Annotated in this window: 25 protein-coding genes; 15 read left to right on the plus strand and 10 right to left on the minus strand. The window is 68.8% G+C overall.

Annotated elements, in window-relative coordinates; all coding sequences use genetic code 11:
• Positions 1-110 precede the first annotated feature (110 nt).
• Complete coding sequence (locus ACYVN4_RS00935; RefSeq protein ID WP_460717290.1) at positions 111-725, plus strand: transglycosylase SLT domain-containing protein; 615 nt, start codon at positions 111-113, stop codon at positions 723-725.
• Positions 726-952: 227 nt separating this feature from the next.
• Positions 953-2023: a mechanosensitive ion channel family protein gene (locus tag ACYVN4_RS00940; protein ID WP_460717291.1), complete on the plus strand. Its 1071-nt coding sequence runs from the start codon at positions 953-955 to the stop codon at positions 2021-2023.
• 59 nt (positions 2024-2082) lie between these two features.
• On the opposite strand, the gene ACYVN4_RS00945 is transcribed toward ACYVN4_RS00940, so the two are convergent.
• Entirely contained in the window at positions 2083-2427 is a 345-nt protein-coding gene (locus ACYVN4_RS00945) for a DUF6401 family natural product biosynthesis protein (RefSeq protein ID WP_460717292.1), read from the minus strand.
• 74 nt (positions 2428-2501) lie between these two features.
• Positions 2502-3677, minus strand: a complete 1176-nt coding sequence (locus ACYVN4_RS00950) for an acyl-CoA dehydrogenase family protein (RefSeq protein WP_460717293.1) — start codon at positions 3675-3677, stop codon at positions 2502-2504.
• Between the two features lie 69 nt (positions 3678-3746).
• Here ACYVN4_RS00950 and ACYVN4_RS00955 point away from each other — a divergent pair, with 69 nt between their 5' ends.
• Entirely contained in the window at positions 3747-4892 is a 1146-nt protein-coding gene (locus ACYVN4_RS00955) for a cystathionine gamma-synthase (protein ID WP_460717294.1), read from the plus strand.
• Between the two features lie 106 nt (positions 4893-4998).
• Here ACYVN4_RS00955 and greA read toward each other — a convergent pair whose 3' ends face one another.
• Both greA and ACYVN4_RS00965 read right to left on the minus strand, forming a co-directional pair.
• The gene (greA, locus tag ACYVN4_RS00960; RefSeq protein WP_460717295.1) at positions 4999-5490 is read right to left on the minus strand and encodes a transcription elongation factor GreA; all 492 of its coding nucleotides are present in this window, start codon (positions 5488-5490) and stop codon (positions 4999-5001) included.
• 244 nt (positions 5491-5734) lie between these two features.
• Positions 5735-6151, minus strand: coding sequence for a DUF4307 domain-containing protein (locus ACYVN4_RS00965; protein ID WP_460717296.1), 417 nt, complete (start codon positions 6149-6151; stop codon positions 5735-5737).
• Between the two features lie 155 nt (positions 6152-6306).
• On the opposite strand from ACYVN4_RS00965, the gene mca reads away from it, so the two are divergent.
• The 3 genes from mca (at position 6307) to ACYVN4_RS00980 (ending at position 8508) form a co-directional block, all read left to right on the plus strand.
• Positions 6307-7188, plus strand: a complete 882-nt coding sequence (mca, locus tag ACYVN4_RS00970; RefSeq protein WP_460718318.1) for a mycothiol conjugate amidase Mca — start codon at positions 6307-6309, stop codon at positions 7186-7188.
• Complete coding sequence (locus tag ACYVN4_RS00975; RefSeq protein ID WP_460717297.1) at positions 7185-7478, plus strand: hypothetical protein; 294 nt, start codon at positions 7185-7187, stop codon at positions 7476-7478. Before mca ends, ACYVN4_RS00975 begins: the two co-directional genes overlap by 4 nt.
• Positions 7479-7608: 130 nt before the next feature.
• Positions 7609-8508, plus strand: coding sequence for an alpha/beta hydrolase (locus tag ACYVN4_RS00980; protein WP_460717298.1), 900 nt, complete (start codon positions 7609-7611; stop codon positions 8506-8508).
• Positions 8509-8521: 13 nt separating this feature from the next.
• On the opposite strand, the gene ACYVN4_RS00985 is transcribed toward ACYVN4_RS00980, so the two are convergent.
• Genes ACYVN4_RS00985 through ACYVN4_RS00995 form a run of 3 tightly spaced genes read right to left on the minus strand, consistent with a single transcriptional unit; the run spans position 8522 to position 10673 of the window.
• On the minus strand, positions 8522-8977 hold the full coding sequence (locus ACYVN4_RS00985) for a VOC family protein (RefSeq protein WP_460717299.1): 456 nt from the start codon (positions 8975-8977) through the stop codon (positions 8522-8524).
• Between the two features lie 36 nt (positions 8978-9013).
• Positions 9014-9970 (minus strand): ADP-ribosylglycohydrolase family protein, encoded by a 957-nt coding sequence (locus ACYVN4_RS00990; RefSeq protein WP_460717300.1) that lies wholly within the window; start codon positions 9968-9970, stop codon positions 9014-9016.
• A gap of 4 nt (positions 9971-9974) precedes the next feature.
• A complete protein-coding gene (locus tag ACYVN4_RS00995) occupies positions 9975-10673 on the minus strand; it encodes a hypothetical protein (protein ID WP_460717301.1) in 699 nt (232 codons plus the stop codon).
• A gap of 69 nt (positions 10674-10742) precedes the next feature.
• Between ACYVN4_RS00995 and ACYVN4_RS01000 the strand changes: the two genes are divergently transcribed.
• From ACYVN4_RS01000 to ACYVN4_RS01030, 7 genes are all read left to right on the plus strand, one after another.
• On the plus strand, positions 10743-11999 hold the full coding sequence (locus tag ACYVN4_RS01000; protein ID WP_460718319.1) for a serine/threonine-protein kinase: 1257 nt from the start codon (positions 10743-10745) through the stop codon (positions 11997-11999).
• Entirely contained in the window at positions 11987-12649 is a 663-nt protein-coding gene (locus tag ACYVN4_RS01005) for a hypothetical protein (protein ID WP_460717302.1), read from the plus strand. Before ACYVN4_RS01000 ends, ACYVN4_RS01005 begins: the two co-directional genes overlap by 13 nt.
• Before the next feature lie 96 nt (positions 12650-12745).
• Positions 12746-12955 (plus strand): hypothetical protein, encoded by a 210-nt coding sequence (locus ACYVN4_RS01010; protein WP_460717303.1) that lies wholly within the window; start codon positions 12746-12748, stop codon positions 12953-12955.
• A gap of 9 nt (positions 12956-12964) precedes the next feature.
• Positions 12965-14416, plus strand: coding sequence for a flotillin family protein (locus tag ACYVN4_RS01015; RefSeq protein WP_460717304.1), 1452 nt, complete (start codon positions 12965-12967; stop codon positions 14414-14416).
• Between the two features lie 148 nt (positions 14417-14564).
• Positions 14565-15293: a TetR/AcrR family transcriptional regulator gene (locus ACYVN4_RS01020; protein WP_460717305.1), complete on the plus strand. Its 729-nt coding sequence runs from the start codon at positions 14565-14567 to the stop codon at positions 15291-15293.
• A 5-nt stretch (positions 15294-15298) separates the two neighbouring features.
• On the plus strand, positions 15299-18052 hold the full coding sequence (locus tag ACYVN4_RS01025; protein ID WP_460717306.1) for a helix-turn-helix transcriptional regulator: 2754 nt from the start codon (positions 15299-15301) through the stop codon (positions 18050-18052).
• Positions 18053-18085: 33 nt separating this feature from the next.
• Entirely contained in the window at positions 18086-19123 is a 1038-nt protein-coding gene (locus ACYVN4_RS01030) for a helix-turn-helix domain-containing protein (protein ID WP_460717307.1), read from the plus strand.
• 57 nt (positions 19124-19180) lie between these two features.
• On the opposite strand, the gene ACYVN4_RS01035 is transcribed toward ACYVN4_RS01030, so the two are convergent.
• Positions 19181-19615 carry an SRPBCC family protein gene (locus tag ACYVN4_RS01035; protein WP_460717308.1) on the minus strand — a complete coding sequence of 145 codons (435 nt, stop codon included), beginning with the start codon at positions 19613-19615 and terminating at the stop codon, positions 19181-19183.
• 1 nt (position 19616) lies between these two features.
• Positions 19617-20021, minus strand: a complete 405-nt coding sequence (locus tag ACYVN4_RS01040) for a tautomerase family protein (protein WP_460717309.1) — start codon at positions 20019-20021, stop codon at positions 19617-19619.
• A gap of 163 nt (positions 20022-20184) precedes the next feature.
• Between ACYVN4_RS01040 and ACYVN4_RS01045 the strand changes: the two genes are divergently transcribed.
• Positions 20185-21195, plus strand: a complete 1011-nt coding sequence (locus ACYVN4_RS01045) for a helix-turn-helix transcriptional regulator (RefSeq protein ID WP_460717310.1) — start codon at positions 20185-20187, stop codon at positions 21193-21195.
• A 141-nt stretch (positions 21196-21336) separates the two neighbouring features.
• On the opposite strand, the gene ACYVN4_RS01050 is transcribed toward ACYVN4_RS01045, so the two are convergent.
• Positions 21337-21783 (minus strand): MarR family winged helix-turn-helix transcriptional regulator, encoded by a 447-nt coding sequence (locus ACYVN4_RS01050; protein WP_460717311.1) that lies wholly within the window; start codon positions 21781-21783, stop codon positions 21337-21339.
• Between the two features lie 84 nt (positions 21784-21867).
• Between ACYVN4_RS01050 and ACYVN4_RS01055 the strand changes: the two genes are divergently transcribed.
• Complete coding sequence (locus ACYVN4_RS01055; RefSeq protein WP_460717312.1) at positions 21868-22242, plus strand: cupin domain-containing protein; 375 nt, start codon at positions 21868-21870, stop codon at positions 22240-22242.
• The last annotated feature ends 16 nt before the right edge of the window (positions 22243-22258 follow it).

Below are 22258 nucleotides of genomic sequence, written 5' to 3' on the forward strand. Positions count from 1 at the left end.
AGCAACCACAACAGCCCCGCAGTGCCTCGGTGAGCGTCGGGAGACGCCGCCTGGTCGAGTGCTGCCTCCTTCAGGCCCACGGGCCCGAAACCGAACAGGACGAAATTGTTATGACTGCTCTCAGTGACCCCGCTAGACGCAGCAAGGTGATGGCCACCGCTCGTACGGTCGGCACCGCCGCGCTCGCTCTCGGCGTCTTCGGCTCCATCATCACCGCCGCGGGCTCCGCCAACGGCGATGTCGAGCCCGCCGCACTGAAGGCCACCCTGGTGGCCGCCGCGGCCCCCGTGGCCCCCGCGGTTGCTCCGGCCAACGAGCAGCCCGCTCCGGCCCCGGCCGCCGCGGTTCCGGCCCCGGCCCCGATGCCCGCCCCGGCTCCGGTCCCGCCGCCCGCCCCGGTCTACGCCGACAACCTCGACGGCTGGATCCGTCAGGCGCTGGACATCATGTCCCAGCACGGCATCCCGGGCAGCTACGACGGCATTCTGCGCAACATCCAGCGCGAATCCAGTGGCAACCCGCAGGCGATCAACCTGTACGACTCGAACGCGGCCATGGGCATCCCGTCCAAGGGCCTGCTCCAGGTGATCGACCCGACCTTCAACGCGTACCACGTCGAGGGCACCTCGACGAACATCTGGGACCCGGTCGCCAACATCGTGGCTGCCTGCAACTACGCAGCGCACCGCTACGGCTCGATGGACAACGTCTCCAGCGCGTACTGATCCACTCCGGCGCGAATCCGGACGAATGACGCGATGGCTCGCCGATGAGGGGTGGGCCATCGCGTTCTTTCGTTGACCGCCGTGCTATTTCGCTGACTGGCAAACTGTTGGCATTCGATTTGGCAACACTTTCGCAAACGTACGAACTCGAAGATCAACAAGGCGTATAACGACCCCGTGGAGCAGTTCCGGCACTCGGCCGGGACAGATAGCGAAGGGACGGGGTCATGCACACCTCGGTATCGGCTATCGATATCCAGATGGGGCTCTCGGACGCGTGGAGTTCCATCGCGACCTGGGTGCCCAAGTTCGTCGGCTTCCTGGTCATTCTGCTCATCGGCTGGTTCGTGGCCAAGGTCGTCGCCAAGGTGGTGACCCGGATCCTGAACCGTGTCGGCTTCGATCGGCTCGTCGAGCGCGGCGGCATCAAGGACATGCTGGCCCGCGGTCGCTACGACGCCACCGGCATCATCGCCAAGCTCGCCTACTACGCGGTGCTGCTGATCGCGCTGCAGCTCGGCTTCGGCGTCTTCGGCCCGAATCCGGTGTCCACCATGCTGAACGGCATCGTGGCGTGGCTGCCGCGGCTGGCGGTCGGCATCGTCATCGTCTGCATCGCGGGCGCGATCGCGCGGGTCGTGCAGGACATGGTGTCGAACATGCTCAGCGGCCTGGAATACGGCCGGATGCTGGGACGTGTTGCGGCCGTGTTCATCTGGGGCATCGGCATCATCGCCGCGCTCAATCAGATCGGCGTCGGCACCTCGGTCACCATGCCGATTCTCATCACCGTGCTGGCCACCATCGCCGGTGTCCTCATCGTCGGCTTCGGCGGTGGACTCATCCGCCCGATGCAATCGCGTTGGGAGGGTTGGCTCGACACCATCGAAGGCGAGATGCCGGAGGTAAAGGGTCATGCGCAGGCGTATCAGCGCGGTCGTGAGGATGCGGCACGGCAGCGGCAGGCGCAGGAGGCGGCCATGCTCGCGCAGCGGGCGGCCATGATGGGGCAGCCCATGATGGCCGGGCCGGGCATGGGTCAGATGCCGCCCGGCAAGTGGGCGGAACCCGAGGGTGGTCAAATGGGTTACGGCCCAACGGGATACGGCCAGCAGGGCGGCTACCCGCAGGGTGGTCAGATGCCGCCGCAGTCGGGGCAGATGCCCACGCGGCCGGGAATGCCGGAGCCGGGCGGACAGCCGATGCCTCCGGCGCAGCAGCCCTCACGGCCGGGCGGACAGATGCCGAGGCCCGGTGCGCAGCCGCCCGATCAGGGCAACCAGGGCGGAATGATCTAGTAGTCAATCGAAAACAGCCCCGAGGACTACCTGTCCTCGGGGCTGTCTCGTTGTCGGTCTCAGGCCGGGCGGGCCAGCGAGCAGACGGCGGCCAGGCGCAGGTGCAGCCAGTCGGCGTCCTGCCAGTCGAGCGGCGACAGCGGGACGTCGGCGTCCGCGTCGCGCAGGTCTTCGAGAATCCCGCGGGCGTAACCGGCCAGCAGCACACTGGCCGGGACCACGCTGGAGTTCTCGACACCCAGGTCGAGGATGTCGCGGATGGCCGCGGCATGCTGATCGATCTCCGCGCAGACACCGGGGAAGAGGGCCGCGGCCTCGGCGGCGGGGGCTCCGTGGGTGCGCTGCAGACGGTTCAGGGTCTTACGCGCGGAAACGACGAGCAATGCGGAGCCGGGCACAAACACTCGGTGATGCTAGCAACCGGTTCGCGTCTGAGGGGCCCGCTGTGACAAATCGCGCATTCGCGCGAAATGCCTGGTCAGCGGAACGCTTTCGAGCCGGTAAGGGCCTCGCCCAGCACCAGCTGATGCACCTCGGCGGTGCCCTCGTAGGTCAGGACCGACTCCAGATTGTTGGCGTGCCGCAATACCGGGTACTCGAGCGTGATCCCGTTCGCGCCCAGAATCGTCCGGCATTCGCGTGCGATCTTGATGGCCTCGCGGGTGCTGTTCAGCTTCCCGGAACTGATCTGCTCATTGCTGATCTCGTGCCGATCCTTCAACCGGCCCAGGTGCAATGCCAGCAGCTGCCCCTTACCGAGCTCCAGCGCCATGTCCGCGAGTTTGGCCTGGGTGAGCTGGTAGGCGGCCAGCGGTTTGTCGAATACCTCGCGGGTGCGCGCGTATTCGATGGCGGCGGTCAGACAGTCGCGAGCCGCGCCGAGCGCACCGAAGATAATGCCGAAGCGCGCCTCCGACAGGCAGCCCAGCGGCGCGGCCAGCCCGCGCGCCTCCGGCAGCTGCGCGTCGGCGGGCAGTCGCACACCGTCCAGCGACAGCTCCGCAGTAATAGAGGCCCGCAGCGACAGCTTGTGCTTCATCTCCCGCGCACTGAATCCCGGTGTGTCCGTGGGCACCACGAACCCGCGAATCACATCCCGCTCACCCTCGCGCGACTGCGCCCACACGATCGCCACATCCGCCACCGACCCATTGGTGATCCACATCTTGGACCCGTCGAGCACCCAGTCGTCCCCATCCCTTCGTGCCCGAGTCCGCATCCCACCCGGATTCGACCCGAAGTCCGGTTCGGTCAACCCGAAACACCCGATCACCCGCCCCGCCGCCATCTCCGGCAGCCACCGCACCTTCTGCTCCTCGGACCCGTACTTGTGAATCGCCGTCATCGCCAGCGACCCTTGCACCGAAACCATGCTCCGCACACCCGAATCCACAGCCTCGAGCTCCAGGCACGCCAGTCCATAAGCCGTAGCCGACGTCCCCGCGCAGCCGTACCCCTCGAGATGCATCCCCAACAGCCCGAGCTTCCCCAACTCCGGAGCCAACTCCCGAGCCGGAAAAGTCCCCACCTCGAACCAGTCCGCGATATGCGGCCGCAACCGTTCCCCCGCGAACGCGCGCACGGTGTCCCGTATCGCACGCTCCTCATCGTCGAGCAGGGAATCGATCGCGAACAGCTCATCCACGGTGACCATTCGCCCACCCTAACCCGGTCGTAAACCCCGGAGCGGGGGCTTCATCCGGGTGTCCTTAGGCTGTTCGGCATGAGCGATCAGCTGGGTTTCTCCACACGAGCGGTGCACGCCGGGTTCGATCCGGACCCTCAGACCGGTGCGGTGAACGTGCCGATCTACGCGAGTTCGACGTTCGCCCAGGACGGGGTCGGCGGGATGCGCGGCGGGTACGAGTACGCGCGCACCGGAAACCCGACGCGGACGGCGCTGGAGGCGAATCTCGCGGCGCTCGAATCGGGTACGTACGGGCGGGCTTTCGCCTCCGGCATGGCGGCGACGGACTGTGCGCTGCGGGCGAACCTGCGGCCCGGCGATCACCTGGTGATTCCGAACGACGCCTACGGCGGCACCTTCCGGCTCATCGACAAGGTGTTCACGCAGTGGGGGATCGAGTACTCGGTCGCGCCGGTGTCGGATGTGGACGCGGTCGCCGCGGCCATGCGGCCCAACACCAAGCTGGTCTGGGTGGAGACGCCCACCAACCCGCTGCTGAATGTCGGCGATATCGCGGCGCTGGCCGATGTCGCGCACGCCGGTGGCGCGAAGCTGGTGGTGGACAACACCTTCGCCTCGCCGTACCTGCAGCAGCCACTGCTGCTGGGCGCGGACATCGTGCTGCACTCGACCACCAAGTACCTCGGCGGACACTCCGACGTGGTGGGCGGCGCGCTCATCACCAATGACCAGGAGCTGGACACCAAGTTCGCGTTCCTGCAGAACGGCGCGGGCGCGGTGCCCGGCCCGATGGACGCCTTCCTCACCCTGCGCGGCATCAAGACGCTGGCCCTGCGCATGGACCGGCACTGCGACAATGCCGAGACCATCGCGGAATTCCTGTCCAACCACCCGAAGATCGCCCAGGTCATCTACCCCGGCCTGCCCGAGCACCCGGGTCACACCGTCGCCCAGAAGCAGATGCGCCGCTTCGGCGGCATGATCTCGGTCCGCGTGCACGGAGGCAAGGAAGCCGCCCTCGACTTCTGCGCCAAGACCAAGATCTTCACCCTCGCCGAGTCCCTCGGCGGCGTGGAATCCCTCATCGAGCACCCGGGCGCGATGACCCACGCCTCCACCGCGGGCTCCGCCCTCGAGGTCCCGGCCGACCTGGTCCGTCTCTCGGTCGGCATCGAGGACATCAGCGACCTGCTGGCCGACATCGAGCAGGCTCTCGCCTGAGGCACGTACACCAAAAGAAGCGCCGCACCAGAAATGGTGCGGCGCTTCTTTGTTCTCACGACCGATGCCTTCGAGCGTCACGACCTCGCTCTCGGGCGGGTATTGCTCAGCTGTGGTACGGCTCCGCCGACACCAGCGTCACCTTCATGACGTTGCCGTTGGGCAGCTGGTATTCGCGGGTCTCGCCGACCTTGGCGTTGATGAGCGCGCCACCCAACGGAGAGTTGGGGGAGTAGGTCTCGAGGTCGGTGTTGGTGAGGCCCTCTTCACGGGTGGCGATGAGGAAGGTTTCGGTGTCCGACTCGTCGCCGTCGTAGTAGACCTTGACGACCGAGCCGGGCAGTGCGACGCCGGACTTGGTGGGCGCGACGCCGACCTTGGCGTTGTTCAGCAGTTCCTGCAGCTGACGGATGCGGGCCTCCTGCTGGCCCTGCTCCTCACGGGCCGCGTGGTAACCGCCGTTCTCCTTGAGATCGCCTTCTTCACGGCGCTCGTTGATTTCGGCCGCGATGACGGGACGGTTGGCGATGAGCACGCCGAGTTCGCTTGTGAGCCTCTCGTGCGACTCCGGGGTCAGCCAAGTCACGGTCTCAGTCATCTCGATCACTCCCTAGTAGTTGTCCCCGGCAAGCCGGGATTCCCTGATGCCCGCTACCGTGGCCATCCGAAGACAGGCACGACAGCAGTGGACAGCCAGAGCGATCCCTGGGGAGAGTCCCGACAGCGCCGGCCGTCAATGCAGCAAACACGGCTCCGAACTCCGGAACCGTGTATCGCGTCATTTTAGCACGATTCGGAAAGGCGCAGGTAGAAGCGTCAAAGCGAGCCGTGTACCGGACTTTTCACCCGGCTCGCAGGTAGGCCGGCACGTGGTCGCTGCAGCCGTAAACATTGCCCGCGCCGGCCCGGCGGGTGGTCTTGATCGTGGTGACGACCCGGACGGTGCCGGCGTCGGAACCGGGGACCAGGATCTCGCGGCGGCCGACCTCGTCGGTGTCGCCGTCCATGGCGCGTACGAAGCAGACGACCGCTTGGCCCGGATCCTTGCGTGTCACTTTGAAATCCACAGTGGTGGTGTGGTCGTCGACGATCTCGTAGCCGATCCGGTCGGGTTCGATGGCCTGCGGACCGTAGGTGCGGTAGCCCAGGTAGGAGACACCGAGCCCGGCGAGGATGACGACCGCTCCGAGGGCCCAGGGCAGCCAGCGGCGGTTCTTCCGAGGCGCGATCCCGTACCGGTCGGCCGGTCTTTCACTCATGTCGGGGACGCTCCCGGGGGGTAGGTCGGAACAAACAACGATCGGATGGAACTATAGGGAATGCATATCCGACGCCCGTGCCTGGACTCGGCTCATTAGCTACGGAGTAAAAACGTGATCGGTGAGGTGAACGAGAAGTGAGTGGTCTTCGCCTCATGGCGGTGCACGCCCACCCGGACGACGAGTCCAGCAAGGGCGCGGCGACGACCGCCCGCTACGCCGCCGAAGGCAACGAGGTGCTGGTCGTCACCCTCACCGGCGGGGAACGCGGCGACATTCTCAATCCCGCCATGGACACCCCCGGCATCAAGGACCGCATCAGCGAGGTCCGCCGCGAGGAGATGGCCGCCGCGGCAGAAGCGCTGGGCGTGCGTCAGACCTGGCTCGGTTTCGTGGATTCCGGTCTGCCGGAAGGGGATCCGATGCCGCCGCTGCCCGAGGGCAGCTTCGCATTGGTGCCCCTGGAGGAGGCCACCGAGGCGCTGGTTCGGGTGGTGCGCGAGTTCCGTCCGCACGTCATGACCACCTATGACGAGATGGGCGGCTACCCGCACCCGGACCACATCATGTGCCACAAGGTGTCGGTCGCGGCGTTCGAGGCCGCGGGCGACCCGGACAAGTTCCCGGATGCCGGCGAGCCGTGGCAGCCGCTGAAGCTGTACTACAACCACGGTTTCAGCCTGACCCGCCTGGAGGTGTTCGCCGACGAGTACGAGCGTCGCGGCGAGCCGTTCCCCATGCAGGAGTGGATGGATCGCATGCGCAAGTACGCGGCCGAGCGCGGCGACATCATGGGCCGGGTCACCACCCAGATCGAATGCGCCAAGTACTTCCCGCAGCGCGACGACGCGCTGCGCGCCCACGCCACCCAGATCGACCCCAACGGGGCCTTCTTCGCGGTGCCGCTGGAAATGCAGCAGCGGCTGTGGCCGACCGAGGAATTCGAGCTGGCCAAGACGCGGGTGAAGACCGCGATTCCGGAGACCGACCTGTTCGCGGGAATCGACGATGTAGATACCGAGGACGCTGACCGATGACGCTCATGCTGCTCGCCCAGGGCACCAACAATTCGCCCACCGGACCGGAATTCGGCAAGGCCTCGCCGCTGGGTCTGGTCATCGTGCTGGTGCTGCTGGCGGGCACCATCCTGCTCATCATGAACATGAACAAGCACATCAAGCGGCTGCCGGCCGAGTTCTCCCCGGAGCATCCGGAGCCGGATCAGGAGGCCGACGAGGGCACCGAGCGCGGTGTCATCGAGCATGCGGACGACGAGTCCGAGGCGGGTAGCGAGTCGAAGCCGGAGAAAGCCAACGGCAACGCTTGAGGCCCTGTGCTTCTCACGACCCCGGTCCCGGTGACCGGGGTCGTTTCGTATCCGGGGGCCGGAACAATTTCCGAACGTGCCGAGTTGGCTCGACACGAGATCGCAAGACCTGAACCGAAGGGGAATCACCATGCCGAGCCCGCAGATGCAGGAGTTCATCGAGAATTTCGAGCGGCAGCGCGCGGAGCGGCCCGCCACCCGGCCGTCGCTCGAGCAGATGCGGGCCAACTTCCTGCCCGCGGGTAAGCGCTTCGATATTCCGGAAGATGTTCGGGTGAGCGATGTTTCGGTGGCGGGCGTTCCGGCGCACTGGGTGGATGCGCCGGACGTGTCGGCCGATCGGGTGCTGGTGTACATCCATGGCGGCGGGTTCACGCTCGGCTCGCTGGCCAGTCACGGTGAGTTGGCGGCGCGACTGGGCAGCGCGGCCGGAGTGCGTGTGCTGTTTCCGGAGTACCAATTGGTTCCCGAGCAGGTGTATCCGGCGGTGCTGACCGATGTTCGGACGGTGTGGAACTGGTTGCGTGAGGACCAGGGTGTGCCCGCGAGTTCGATTGCGCTGGCGGGTGATTCGTCGGGCGGCAATCTGATTGCGGCGCTGCTGCTGGAACTGCGGGACGCCGGTGCGGAACTGCCCGCGGCGGCCGTGCTGCTGTCCCCGGTCACTGACCTGACCGCTTCCGGCGCTTCGATGACCGAGCGTGATGGGCAGGACCCGATCTTCAAGCCCGCGATGATCCGCGGCATCTTCGCCGACTACCTGGCCGGTGCGGATCCCCGGGAGCCTTCGGCCTCACCGCTTTTCGGTGATCTCACCGGTTTGCCGCCGACGCTCGTGCAGGTCGGTACGGCCGAGCTGATCCTCAGCGATTCGGAGCGCTTCGCCGAGGCCGCGCAGGCCGCCGGTGTGGACGTGACGCTGAACGTCGGCGAGGGCCTGCCGCACGTCTACCAGACGATGCACGGTACCCCGGAGGCCGCCGCCGCGACCGAGGAGATTGCGGCCTTCCTGCGCAAGCACTTCGCCTGAGGGGAGCCCGAATTCAGCCGAGGGTCGGGGTGTCGTAGAGGGTGAAGCCGCCCTGACCGTCGGTGTCCACGCCGAGGAATCGATCGGCACGAAAGGGATTGTTCACCAGCAGCCGGAGCACCAGGTTGTCCGGATCGATGATGTCCAGGGCCGCACCGTTGTCGCCCAGATCGAATACCTCGCCGCGGGTGTATTCCAACTCGTCGGCGCGGGCCGCGAAGGCGTGCAGTTCGTCGACCGACTCGACCTCGAGAGCGAACACGTCGAAGCCCGCGAGATCCGGTTTCCCGGCGCAGTATTCGCGTTCGCGCAGGGCGATCCCGAAGCCCGACGGGTGCATGAGTTGCGCGCCCCGCACCTCACCGTGCTCCCGGAATTCCCCGGCGAGCCGCAGATCCAGGAGATCGCAGTACCAGGCGACGCTGCGGGCGAGGTCGCTGACGGGCAGTTTGACGTGGCGGATGCGCATGGTGTCCTCCTGTCGAGTGGTGCCGTGGCAGGAACGCTACGTGCCGGAGAGCCAACGGCGCAGGCGGCCGGGCGATTTGCGTGCGCTGGGCGGTGTGCGGGTGCGGTCGAGCCAAGCGGGGAGGGGTTCGCGGGCGGCGAGCCAGGTGTCGGGGAGGCCGCCGGGGCCGGAGCCGGTGTGGGTGGCGACGATGCCGCCGACGATGGCGGAGGTGGTGTCGGTGTCGCCGCCCGCGGCCACGCAGGTGGCCACGGCGGCCCGGTAGTCGGCGAGGTGGGTGGCCGCGACCCACAGGGTGAAGGGCACGGTGTCCTGGGAGGTCACCCGGATGCCGGTGCCGAGTTCGGTGGCGACATGGTCGTACGGCGCGCCGAGTAGCGCGCGGGCGCGGGCGATGCCACGGGTGGTGTCGGCGTTGTCCAGGCGGTCCAGGACGGTGGTGAGGAATTGTTCGGGGGTGGGCCGGATTCCGGTGACGCGAGCCTGTCCGGCGGTGGCGGCGGCGAGGGCCACCGCGACCGCGCCGATGATCCCCTCCGGATGCGAGTGCGTCACCTGCGCGGAGTGGATCGCCTGGGCGGCGGTGGTTTCCGGGTCGTCGGCATAGAAGGCGCCCAGCGGCGCGACCCGCATGGCCGCGCCGTTGCCGCAGGAGCCTTGGCCGCCGAACGCGGCCGCGGCCACCTCCCGCCAGGGTGCGCCGCGGCCGATGCGGCCGAGTGAGTCGACGGTCATGAAGCCGTAGTCGCGGCGGGTGTCGATGTGCGCGGCGAATCCGGCGACCAGGCGATCCGGTTCGATCGCACCGTGTTCGAGCAGTTCGGCGACCACGCCGCAGGCCATTTCGGTGTCGTCGGTCCACTCCCAGCGGCCGGCGGGCAGCGGCCCGTCGCGGAGCTCGCCGAGATCGCGGCGCAGTACCGGGAATTCGGCGCCGACCGCGTCCCCGACGGACAGGCCGTCCAGGGATTCGAGCATCAGATCGACGTGCATCGGGTCAGGGCCTTCCGGTGGTGAGGTGGTGGTAGGCGGTGTCGAGGGGGATGTCGACGGCGAACCAGGCCGCCGGGCGGTCGTCGTCGCGGGGGCACCAGGCGGTGGCGATGCACAGTCGGGCCACCTCGCCGGTGGCCAGGCCGGGCAGATGCCAGGCGAGGGCGACCCGGTCGCCGTAGCGCACACCGAATTCGGTGTCGCTGTCATCGCCGTCGGCCGGTAACTGCTGGGCCCAGGCGGTGGGCATGAGCCGGCCGTCGGCGGCCTGCATGGCCAGCAGCTCGGTGTCGGGGCCACCGATCGACACCATGAAACGCTCGTTCTCCGCGCTCACGGCCGCGAGGCATTCGCCGGAGTCGGGGCCGCCGTGCACGTCGGGCGGCAGGTCGTCGAGGGCGGCGGCGACGATCAGGCCGGGCACCGCGGTGGCGGCGCGCACCTGGAAGATTCCGGCCCACATCGGGACCGGCGCACCGCCGTCCCAGGCCGGTACGTCGATGCGGCCGATCAGCAGATCCACGGTCGCCACCTTGGGGCGCCAGCGTTGCAGCAAGGTGCCGTTGGGCAGCTCCCACACGGTTTCCGGCCGGGCCGGTAGCCGCTCCGCGCCCAGCGTGAGACTGAACTCCACGATGCCGAGCGGCGTGTCGATCACCGCGGGGCGAGGGTCGGTGCGGGCCAGGTCGTCGGTGGGGAGCATGCGCAATATCATGCCCGCTGTAAGCTGTAGCGCGGCAAGGCGATAGGTGTTGACAGGGGCGCGCGGGTGATGCGGCTGGATCCGGGAGCTGACTTCGCCGGCTTCGGCATCGAGCGCGTGCTCGGTGCGGGCGGCATGGGGGTGGTGTATCTCGCCCGGCATCCGCGGCTGGATCGTCATGTGGCACTGAAGGTTTTCGGCGGTGCCGGGGTCGGGCCCGCGATGTCGCTGGACTCGCCGGGGCGGGCGCGCTTCGACCGGGAGGCGGCGCTGGCCGCGCGACTCGAGCACCCCGATATCGTGCCGATCTACGATCGCAGCGCGCCGGGGGATGAAATCCCGTGGCTCTGTATGCGGTACATCAGCGGCGGGGATATCGCGGCGCTGCTGTCCTCGGCCGGCGGTCGGCTGCACGCGCCGGACGCGGTGCGGTTGATCACCGATGCCGGGCACGCGCTCGATTACGCGCACCGGCACGGGGTGCTGCACCGCGATGTGAAGCCGGCGAACATTCTGGTGGATGTGTCCGATCGCGACGGCGGTCGGGCCGTGCTCACCGATTTCGGCATCGCCCGCGCCTTCGACGACACCCTGACCCTGACCGGCACCACCGCCACGGTCGCCTACGCCGCACCCGAGCGCTTCGGCGAGGCCCCGGCCGACCATCGCGCCGACATCTACTCCCTCGGCTGCACCTTCTACGAAATCCTCACCGGCAGCAGACCTTTCCCCCGCTCCGACCACGCCGCCGTGATCTCCGCACACCTCACCGCCCCACCCCCACGTCCCACCGACCTGGTTCCCGACCTCCCGCCCGCCCTTGACGAGGTCATCGCGACCGCCCTCGCCAAGCTGCCCGGCGACCGTTACCCCGACTGTTCCGCGCTGGCCGAAGCCGCGCACCTCGCGCTCGCGGGCGGCCGCCCCGTGCGGGCCGCCCCCGCCCGAAATGTCCATTCGGACATCACTGTCCGCGCCGACCGCGCCACGGACAGTGGCATTGATGGCGCTGCCGACGGCCGCGTGGATGGCGCTCTGGACGGTCGGGCCGTTGTGGCAGGGGAGGGATCTCCCCCGGGGCAGGTGTCCAGCGGCCGGGTGGCGGGCGAGGTTCGGGAACGGGTGATCGACTTCGTCACGTTGCTGGCCGGGTTGGCGGCGGTTGTGGGATCGGTGTTTCTTACGGCCGGGTTGATCGCGCCCTTCGCTCAGGATGACGATGGGGACCGGTCGGTGGATTCGGTGCTGTTCCATGGGCATTACTTCTTCTTGGTGCTGGCCGTTGTCGGGTTCTTCGCGGGGGCGGCCACGGGGTGCGGACGTTGATTCCGCAGCTGCCCCGGGATTTCTGTAATCCGGTGCTCATCGGGGTGGGGTTGACCGGGGTGTGGAGTACCGCGATGTTGTTGCGGCTCAATGCGGTGTGGGTGGGTGGTAACCGGGCGACGGTCGCGGAGTCGATCCGTAGCGCGTCGGGGGAGCGGATCGCGTTGTTCGGCATGCTGTCGCTGGTGCTGGGCGGAATTCTCGCGGCCGTCGCCTTGATGCTGGGTGATACTCCGCATCCGCGTCCCGGGCTTCCGCGTGACGGCTACTCGATCGCGACCCTGTTGCTGTCGCTGCTCGCCTGTGCGGCCGTGGTTTCGGTGCGGCTGCCGTCCGGGGACGACTGGCATTTCCTGGGTGACGACTACCCCTGGCTGATCAACTGGCTCGCCGTCACGGCGGCCTTGCCCGCGCTGCTGTCGTTCCTGCGCCCGCATCGGGCCGTGCGGGCGCTGGTCATCGGTTGCGCGGCGGGCGGTCCGGCCGGGGCCATGTTCCTCTACTCGCAGGGGCAGCCGCTGGACGCCGCCGATTTCGCGGTCGGCATCAATGCTGCGGCCACCGCGGCGGGCCTGCTGGCGGCCGCTTCGCTGGGTTTGCTGGTCGTGAATTCCGTTGCGCTGACCAAGATCACGAACGCCGCGCGATAATGGTGACAACGACTTCGTAAAGAGATTGCTGGCTGTCGGTGGCCGGGTCTAGCGTGTGGTTGGTCGTGCATCTTCGGTTTCCGGGGGGTGGTGTTGATGGCGGCGGACGTGATCGGCAAGTACGCGCGTGTGACAGCGGCAATCACACCCGGCCATCTCGGTGAGGTGGTGATCGAGGTGCGGTTCGGAACCGAACGATTCCTGGCCCGCGCCGCCGACGATGCCTCGACGATTCCCAAGCACGCCCAGGTCCTCGTGGTGAACAGCCTGGGCGGTCGCACAGTCGAAGTAGTTCTCGTGAAATGAAGGTGCACCGTGGACGTCCTGGTCTTTTCCGTGGTCGGGGTGGTAGTCCTGCTGGCAGCGGCCGTAACCCTGTTTCGAATGGCCTGGCGGGTCGCCGAACCCGATGAGGCGCTGATCATCTCGGGCTTCCGGGCGGGGACCGGTCCGGGAGGGTCGGGGGAGAGTATGGGGTTCCGCATCGTCACCGGCCGCGGCTGTCTGGTGGCGCCCGGTCTGACGAAGGTGCGCCGGATCTCGCTGGAGGCACACGAATCCCAGATCGTGGTGCCGTGTGTGAGCCGCCAGAAGATCAACCTGCAGCTCACCGGCGTGGTGATGTACAAGGTCGGCGACGACTACTCCTCGATCGCGAATGCCGCCCGCCGCTTCCTGGACCGGCCCGCCGACGAGTTGGAGACCAAGGTCCAGAACGTCTTCATCGGTCACCTGCGCGCCATCGCGGGCTCGATGACCGTGGAGGACATGATCAGTGATCAGGACAAGTTCTCCGAGCAGGTGCGCGATCGCTGCTCGCACGAGATGGAGTCCTTCGGCCTGGTGATCGACTCGTTCCAGATCCAGTCCATTGCCAGCGAGTCGAATTACATTGCCAACCTGGCGGTTCCGCATCAGGTCGAGGTGGAGCAGCACGCTCGCATCGCCCGCGCCCACGCCGAGCGCGAGGCCATCTCGCAGGAGCAGACCGCGCAGGCGCAGGTCGCGCTGTCGGTGCGCGACACCCAGATCAAGAAGGCCGGATACCAGGCCGAGGTGGATCGGGCCACCAAGGAAGCGCAGCAGCAGGGCCCGCTCGCCGAGGCCACTGCCCGGCAGGCGGTCGTCGAGGTGGCGACCCGGGTCGCGCAGCTCGAGGCGCAGCAGAAGGAGCAGCAGCTGCAGGTGGAGATTCGCAAGCCCGCGGATGCCGAGGCCTACCGGCAGACCACCCTCGCCGCCGCGAGTCGCGACGCGCGCATCAGCCAGGCCGAGGCCGACGCCCAGGAGACCCGGTTGCGTGCGGAAGCCGCTGCGGCACAGACGAAGATGCAGGCTCAGGCCGAGGCGGAGGCGATCAAGGTGCGTGCCGCCGCGCAGGCCGAGGCCACCCGGCTCAACGGTCAGGCGGACGCCGATGCCATCCAGGCGCGCGGTTTGGCCGAGGCCGAGGCGATGCGGGCGCGGATGGCCGCGGAGGCGGCCGGTATTCAGCAGCGGGCCGAGGCGATGAGCAAGAACCAGGAGGCGGTGATCGCCCAGCAGGTCGCCCAGAACCTGCCCGAGATCGTGGCCGCCGCCGCGAAGCCCTTCGAGCATGTCGGCCAATTCACGGTGCTCAACGGTGCGCAGGGCGTCACCTCGGCGCTGGCCGAGATCATCCAGCAGGCGGGCACTCTCACCTCGATGGCGCGGGAGTCGCTGCTGCCCGCGCTGAAGGTCGAGTCCGCGACCAATGGCAACGGTGAGGTGAAGCAGCCCTCGTAATTCGGGCACGAGGACGAGCGGGCACGGCGGATCAACCGCCGTGCCCGCTCTGCTGTTTCCCTTGTGCGCGATCGTTGTTCGCAGATGCGAACACTGTGCGCTAGATTGGGCGGGCGGGATGCCGAACCTCCCGTGGGGAGGGGGCCCGGTGTCCGAGGTGCAGTCGAACGCGACGGTATGGGTACGACAGCGGCGGGAACGTTCGACACTGACGGTGGAACGCATTGTGGCCGAGGCAATTTCGCTCATGGATGCCGAGGGAATCGATGCGCTCACCATGCGCGCCCTCGGTGCCCGGTTGCAGGCCGGGGCGACCTCGATGTACCGCCATGTCGCGAGCCGTGAGGAACTGCTCGAGCTGGCGGTGGACGAGGTCTACGCCGAAGTCGAGGTGCCGCACTGTGATTGCCCGCAGGACTGGCGGGCGTCGGTGAGCGCCTGCGCGCAGAGCATCCGGTCGATGGCGGCGCGGCACGGCTGGCTGCCCGCCGCCCTGCCGTGCGTGGGGCTGCACTATCTGGGCCCGAACATGCTGCGGCTCAAGGAAAGTCTGTTCGGGGTCTTCGGCGCGGCCGGATTCCCCGGCGACGAGATCGACACCGCGATCGCCTGCGTGCTGAGCTATGTGATGGGGGTGGGGATCGCCGAGGCGGCCTGGCTGGCCAAGGTCGCCCGCAGCGGAAAGACCGAGCAGGAGTGGCTGACCGAGTTCCGCCCGATGCTCGAACCGATGCTCGCGACCTATCCCCGGCTCGCGAAATCCCCCGTGGTGCGCGGCGAGACCGAGGTGCGCGCGGCCCGGGACGCCAAGTTCCGCTACGGCCTGGATCGGATGCTGGACGGCCTGGAAAGCAGACTGATCGATTCGGAAGGTTGAGCGACGTGCTGTTCGGGCGTGAGGTGGAGATCGGGTGGATCGAGGATCTACTGCGCAATGCCGAGTCCGGCCACAGCGGCACCCTCGCGTTCATCGGTGACGCCGGCGAGGGCAAGACCGCGCTGTTGGAGCACGCCGCCCACACGGTCGGCGCGGACTGGCAGATCCTGCATTGCGCCGGTGTGGAATCGGAGTCCGAACTGCTGTTCGCGGGCCTACAGTGCCTGCTCGGGTCCGGGCGCACCGGCGACCTGCCGATCGACAGCCTGCCCGACAACCAGGCCGCGGCCCTGCGCGGCGCGATCGGGCTCGCGCCGCCGACCGCGCCGGTGGATCGGTTCCAGGTCGGGCTGGCCACCATGTCGCTGCTCGCCGAATTGTCCACGGCCGGACCACTGTTGTGCCTGATCGACGATGCCCAGTGGCTGGATCAGGCGAGCGCCGACGCGCTGCGCTTCGCGGCGCGGCGGCTCGGGTCGGAGACCATCGTGGTGCTCTTCGCGGGGCGGACCGGATTCACCGTCCCCGGGGTGCGCACCGAACACCCCGCGCCGCTGGATACCGAGGCCGCGCGCCGGCTGCTTGCAGACCGGTGGCCCGAGCTGGAAACCGAGGCCGCCGCCCGCATTCTGGACGAGGCCATGGGAAACCCGTTGGCGCTGCTGGAACTTCCGGCCATGGACCCGGATGTGCTGCGGGTCGGCCCGCTGCCGCTGCCCGCCCGGCTGCGCAGCGGTTTCGAGCATCGCATCGCCGCGCAGCCCGCGGCCGTGCGCACGGTGCTGCTGGTGGTCGCCGCGGAGGAGACCTGCGATCTCGGACTGATCCTGCGCGCGCTGGCCGAATTGGGGCTCACCGACCAGGATCTGGCCGCCGCCGAGGTTTCGGGCATGGTCGTCGTGGATGACGGCCGAGTCCGCTTCCAGCATCCGCTGCAGCGGGCCGCCGCCTATCACAGCGCGGCCTTCACCGATCGCCGCGCGGTCCACGCCGCCCTCGGCGCGGTGCTGTCCGGCGATCCCGATCGGCGCGCCTGGCATCTCGCGGCGGCCGCATCCGGCCCGGACGAAACCATTGCCGCCGCACTGGAAATCGCGGCCGAGCACGCGCGCGAGCGGGCCGGTTACTCGTGCGCGTCCACTGCCATGGAACGCGCCGCGGGGTTCACCCCCGAACCCGATCGGCGCGGTGCGCGGCTGGCGCGGGCCGCCGAATGGGCTGCCGAGGCGGGCCGCTCCGAGCGCGCGATGCGGTTGGCCCAGGCCGCGGAGGAGCTGCCGCTGGGTCCCGGGGGCCGGGCTCGGATCGGGGCGGCCCGCGCCCTGATGGCCTTCGACGCCTGCGCCCTCGGCCGGGCGCGGGCGCTGTGGATGCGCGCCGGCGAGGAAGTCGCCGCGACCGACTCCGAGCGGGCCGCGATCATGCTGGTCGCGGCCGCGCGCGCCGCCTACATGCAGGGCGATCTCACCGGTGTCCGGCAGGCCCGGGAGCGACTGGCGATGCTGCGGTTGCCCGCGGCGGCGCGCACGACCTTGCTCGGCGCGCTGGACGGCCCGCTGTCGATGGCCGGCGGCGACCTCGACACGGGGATCGGAATGATCCGCGCGACGGTGGCACGCACGCGTTCGATGAGCCTGGACGTGCCGTCGGTGCCGTTGAACCTGGCCGGTCAGGCCCTACTCATCGGTGATGTCGCCGACGCGCGCGACCTCATGACCCGATTGATGGAGGAGGTCCGGGCACGCGGCATGATCGGCTGGTTCCCGGCCACCTCCGCCTATCTGGGCAATGCGGAGCTCATGCTCGGCCGGTTGTGTGAGGCCGGCACCGCGCTCACCGAGGGCCTGCGCATCGCCCGCGACGTCGACCAGCCGACGTGGGTCGACTACTCCGAAGCCGTGCTCGCGGTGCTGGCCGCCATGCGCGGCGACGAGCGGACCTGCCGCGCACTGGCCATCCACGGGCTGAGCTCCGGTGAGGACAACTTCGTCAATATCACCCACACCGAATGGGCCCTCGGGCTACTGGATCTCGGCCTGGGCAACTACGAGGCGGCGTTGGACCGGCTCGAGGCGCTGCATCGGATCAAGGATCGGGTGCGCGGGCACTGGGTGCACCTGCTGCGCGATCTGGTGGAGGCCGCCGTCCGGCTGCGTCGTCCCGAGCGGGCCGCCGACGCCATGGCCGAGATCGAGCGCTGGGCCGCCGCCCTGGGCTCCCCCTTCGCCGAGGCCATCGCGCTGCGCGGCCGCGCGGCCCTGCACGGCGACGGCGCGGCCTACGAGCAGGCGCTGAAACTGCAAGCCGCCGAGGGACTCTGGTACGACCACGCCCGCACCGCCCTGCTCTACGGCGAGTGGCTGCGCCGCGAACGCCGGCGCGCCGACGCCCGCGTCCATCTGCGCCGGGCGGCCGAGATCTTCGAGCGGATGGGCGCGAGCCTGTGGGCAGAGCGCGCCCGCACCGAACTGCGGGCCGCCGGGGAGAGCACGGACCCCACCCCGTCGACCGACCGGACCGCGACCCTCACCCCGCAGGAACTGCAGGTGGTGCGCCTGGCCGCCGCCGGGGCCACCAACAAGGAGATCGCCGCCCGACTGTTCCTGAGCCCCAAGACCATCGGTCATCATCTGTATCGCGCCTTCCCCAAGCTCGGCGTGAGCAGCCGCATGGAGTTGGCCCGCCTCGGACTGGACCGCCCCGCCGATGTCACGGGCCCGACTCCGCCGTTCCGGGACAATTCGCGCCAAACCGACTGATTCGCGGGTCTTTTCACGCCTTAGGCTCGGCGGATGATCGACGGCACCATCCCGACCCGCATCGCCGCGCTGATCCGGGCCACCGCGCTGCGCGTCGGGGTGACACCGGCCGAACTGGCCGCCCTCGATCCCAGCCTCGAGGTGGCGTTCTTGACCGACGACCTGCTGCGGGTGCCCACCGAATGGGCCTGGCGGGCTTGGGAATTGATCGATGCCGCGGCCGGGCCCGGCTCGGGGCTGCTGGCGACGGCCGCGGCCGATCGCGGCGGCCTGCACGTGTGGGACTACCTGTTCACCAGCGCGCCGACGCTCGCGGAAAGTCTGCGCACGGTCGTCTCGCTACGAGGCGTGGTCACCGATCCGGGGGTCGGTTGGGAGGTGGTGGAAAGCGGTGGGCTGCTGACCGTTCGCGAGTCCGCGCCCATCGAGCCCCCGGTCGTGCTCGCACCGATCGAGGAGTTCATGCTCTCGATGATGCTGCGCCGGGTGCGCGAGGCGACCCGCGCGCAGCTGATCCCGGTGCGGGTCGCGTTCACCCATCACGACAGCAGTCGATACCGCAGTCTGATCGACGAATTCGGCACCGGGCGCATCGATTTCGGCGCCTCGCATGCCGAGATCACCTTCCTCGACGCGGCCGCGCTGCCGACCGGCGCGGACGCGCAACTGGGCACCATGCTGCGGCATTACGCGGAACTGGTGCTGGCCGGTTCCCGGGTGATTCCGGGCGAACGGGATTCGGTGCGCGCCGTCATCGCCGCCGCGCTGCGCGACGGGGACCTCACCCTCGAGGGCGCGGCGCGCCGGCTGTCGATGAGTCCCCGTACGCTGCAACGGCGTTTGGGGGAACTGGGGACGAACTGGCGGGCCGAGGTCGAGTCGGTGCGGCACGAGCAGGCCGTCGCGTTGATTCGTGATACCCGGTTGCCGGTGCAATCCGTCGCGACCCGACTGGGTTACACCGACGCGCGCACCCTGCGCCGCGCCTTTCAGCGCTGGACCGGGCAGGCGCCCGACGAATTCCGGCGCCGCGCAGCGGATTCGCCTGATAGTCGACCGGATTCGCGCTGAACGCACGAGGTGTCCGGGGCCACCCCTCGTGGACCTCGGACACCTCGGCACATCGGTTCAGGAGTGTTCGACGCGCTTCTTCAACGCCTCGTTGAGGGCGACGAAGCTCTCCTGGGTGTTCTGGATGGAGCCGCCGACGAAGGGCACGATCAGACCCGAGAACTTCTCGGCCTGAACGACTTCGGTGCCGCCGTCGGCGGTGTCGGTGAGGGTGAAGGAGTGTTCACCGTCGAAGATGCCGGGCAGCAGCAGGCGCCCCAGCCAGCGCACCTCGACGCCGGGCCGCGCCACCAGCACGGTCGGCTCGAAGGTGGTCGGCCGCCCGCCGGTCACCGGAAACATGCGCAGGTACAGCGTGCTGCCGACCGCGATCTCCCCGTGTGCCTCCCGGATGAACGGATTCCACTCCGAGTAGGCGCCCAAATCGACCAGGACCTCCCAGACCCGCATCGGCGGCGCCTGGATCACGATGGCAGCGGAGATCGATTTCATCTCAATCCCTCCCGACGGGATCGTGGCGCAGGCGCGCCAGCTGGGTGACGCCGTTGTAGCCGTAGCTCTCGCCGTCGAGCTCGTAGAGCGCGACATAGACCGCGTCCGGCAGGGTGCGCAGATGCCGGGCGAGCAGCCAGTAGGCGCGCTCGATGAACTCGGCCTTCTCCGCGGAGGTGTTGGTTCCGGCGGTGATGCTGACCTCGAGGTGGGCTCCGATGGCCCCGTCGAGCGGCTGCCCGCCGACGAACCATCGGTCCGGGGCGGTCATATTGATGTGGACGACCGCGTGCGCGGCATCCTTCAGCAGAACCTTGTCGAGCAGGTCGGTGATCTCGGTGACGAGCAGGGAGCGGGTTTCGTCCGCGATGTCCGCGGCCGCGATGGTGAGTCGGGCGAATGGCACCTTGCCGAATCTACGGACCGTTCGCGGCGGTGGACGGGACGAAATCCGCCGAGCCCGGGACATTCCGCGCCACACTCGATACGGAATACCCGATACGGAATAGTGCGCGCCCGGACCGGGTTGTCGGGCGAACGACGAACTTTCCACGATGAGGTGATGTGAGATGACCGCCCCGGTGAGCACCGTGTCGACGCATATTGTGGGAGTTCTGGTGGACGCGGCCCGGGCGGCCGGTGCGAGCGAGTCGGAGATCGCCCGTGCACTGGGTGGCGATCCGGCGCTGGTGGTCGATCGCGGGGTGCGGGTGGCAACCACCGACTCCACGAGGCTGTGGGCGCTGCTGTACGAGCTGGCCGGAGCCGAAGCCGGAGTACTGGCCACCGAACACGCCGAACATGGTCGGCTCTACGTGTGGGACTACCTGATCAGTACCGCCCCGACTCTGGCGGAGGGGTTGCGCGCGGCGTCGGTCTACAACGCAACCATCTGCGATCGGCGGGTCGAGCTCGAGGTGCGCGAGGATGGATCACTGCTCACCGCACGCTATTCCGGTGCGCCGCACCGTGAACCCTACGGCGCCACCCATCGGGAATTCGCGATGGTGGTGACCGCGCAGCGGGCGCGGGCGGGCTTCGGTGAGGCGGGAATCCCGGTGCGCGTGGACTTCTCGCACCCCGCGCCGCCCGACCGCGACTATTTGGTGCGCGCGTTCGGCACCGGCAATATCCACTTCGGCCAGGACCGGGACGCGCTCACCTTCCTCGGCGCCGCCGCCCGGCCGAATGATCGCTTCCTGCATGCGATTCTGCGTCGGCACGCCCGGCAGGCGCTCGACGAGATCGGCCCGGAACTACCGTGGCTGGAGGTCTTCCGCGGGGTGCTGCGCGGCCAGCTGTCCACCCTGCCCGCCGCGAAACTGGAGGACGTGGCCAAGGAACTCGGCCTCAGCGGCCGCACCCTGCAGCGGCGGCTGGCCGAGCACGGCACCACCTGGCGCGCGGAGCTGGAGACGGTCCGCCGTGAGTTGGCCATCGCCCTGTTGCGCGATCGCACCGACTCGGTCGGATCCATTGCCGCGCAGCTGGGTTATCGCGATCACCGGGTGCTGGCTCGTGCCTTCCGGCGCTGGACCGGCCGGGCGCCCGCCGACTTCCGTCGCATGCCGCCGGAGTGAACCGGCCGCCGCGGTGGCGTCGAAAGTCTCGGGATTGGCGTCCGGCGTCCCGGGGTGAACGGTGGCGCGCTTCGTAGATTCGGTTGCGGCCGAACGAGGGAAGCGGGACCGGTGACGATGCGGCGTTGCGGCGCGGGCCGCCTACAGCGGGCGAAAGGCGCGATCCATGCCGGAAGACGGTGCGGCGGCGGCGATGTCGCCGAGGATGGTGCGGACGGTGGCGACCTGATCGGCGCCCACCCGGGCGATCAGGTCGCGCTCGTAGGCGGCGTGGAATTCGCGCACGGTGGCGAGCATGTCGAGGCCGCGGTCGGACAGGTGCAGCTGTTTGGCGCGCTTGTCGACCGGGTCGGGGCGGCGCTCGACGTAGCCCTGCTTCACCATCTCGTCGACCACCTTGGCCGCACCCTGGGCGGTGATGCCCAGGCGTTCGGCCAATTGGCTTGCGGTGAGCGCGTTCTCGGCCAGCGCGCGCAGTACGAAGCCGTAGGACGCGCCGAGCACGGCGTGGCCGCGCTCGCCCAGCCGGGCGTGCAACTCCAGTACGAAGGCCGAGTACGCCTGGCCGAGCAGAATCCCGAAATCCATCCCTTGACCCCTTCCCATCGATATGTTCAACTGTAGTTGTTCAACCGATGTTGAACACCTTGGTTGAAGTTTAGGAGACACAGCATGCCACTCGTCAAGTCCGCCGACGCACCCGTGTTCGAAGGCCCCGGAATGACCGCGATCGGCCTCGCCGCGCCCAGCCGGGGATCCGTCGAGAACAGCGTCTGGCGCTTCACCCTGGAACCCGGCAATCCCGGCCACGCGCACGCTGTTTCCCGGGAGGAGATCTTCATCGCCCTCGCCGGGCAGGCGCGGATCACGCTCGAGGGCGAGACTCGGGACTTCGTTGCCGGTGACGCGCTGGTGATCCCGGCGCACACCCTGTTCCACCTCTCGGTGCCGGGCACCGAGCCCTTCGAAGCGGTGGCGATCCTGCCGGTCGGCGCCTACGCCCAGGCTCCCGGCGGCGATCCGGTCAGCCCGCCCTGGGCGCAATAGCCCCCACACCCAACGG

The sequence above is a fragment of the Nocardia heshunensis genome (assembly GCF_054782115.1).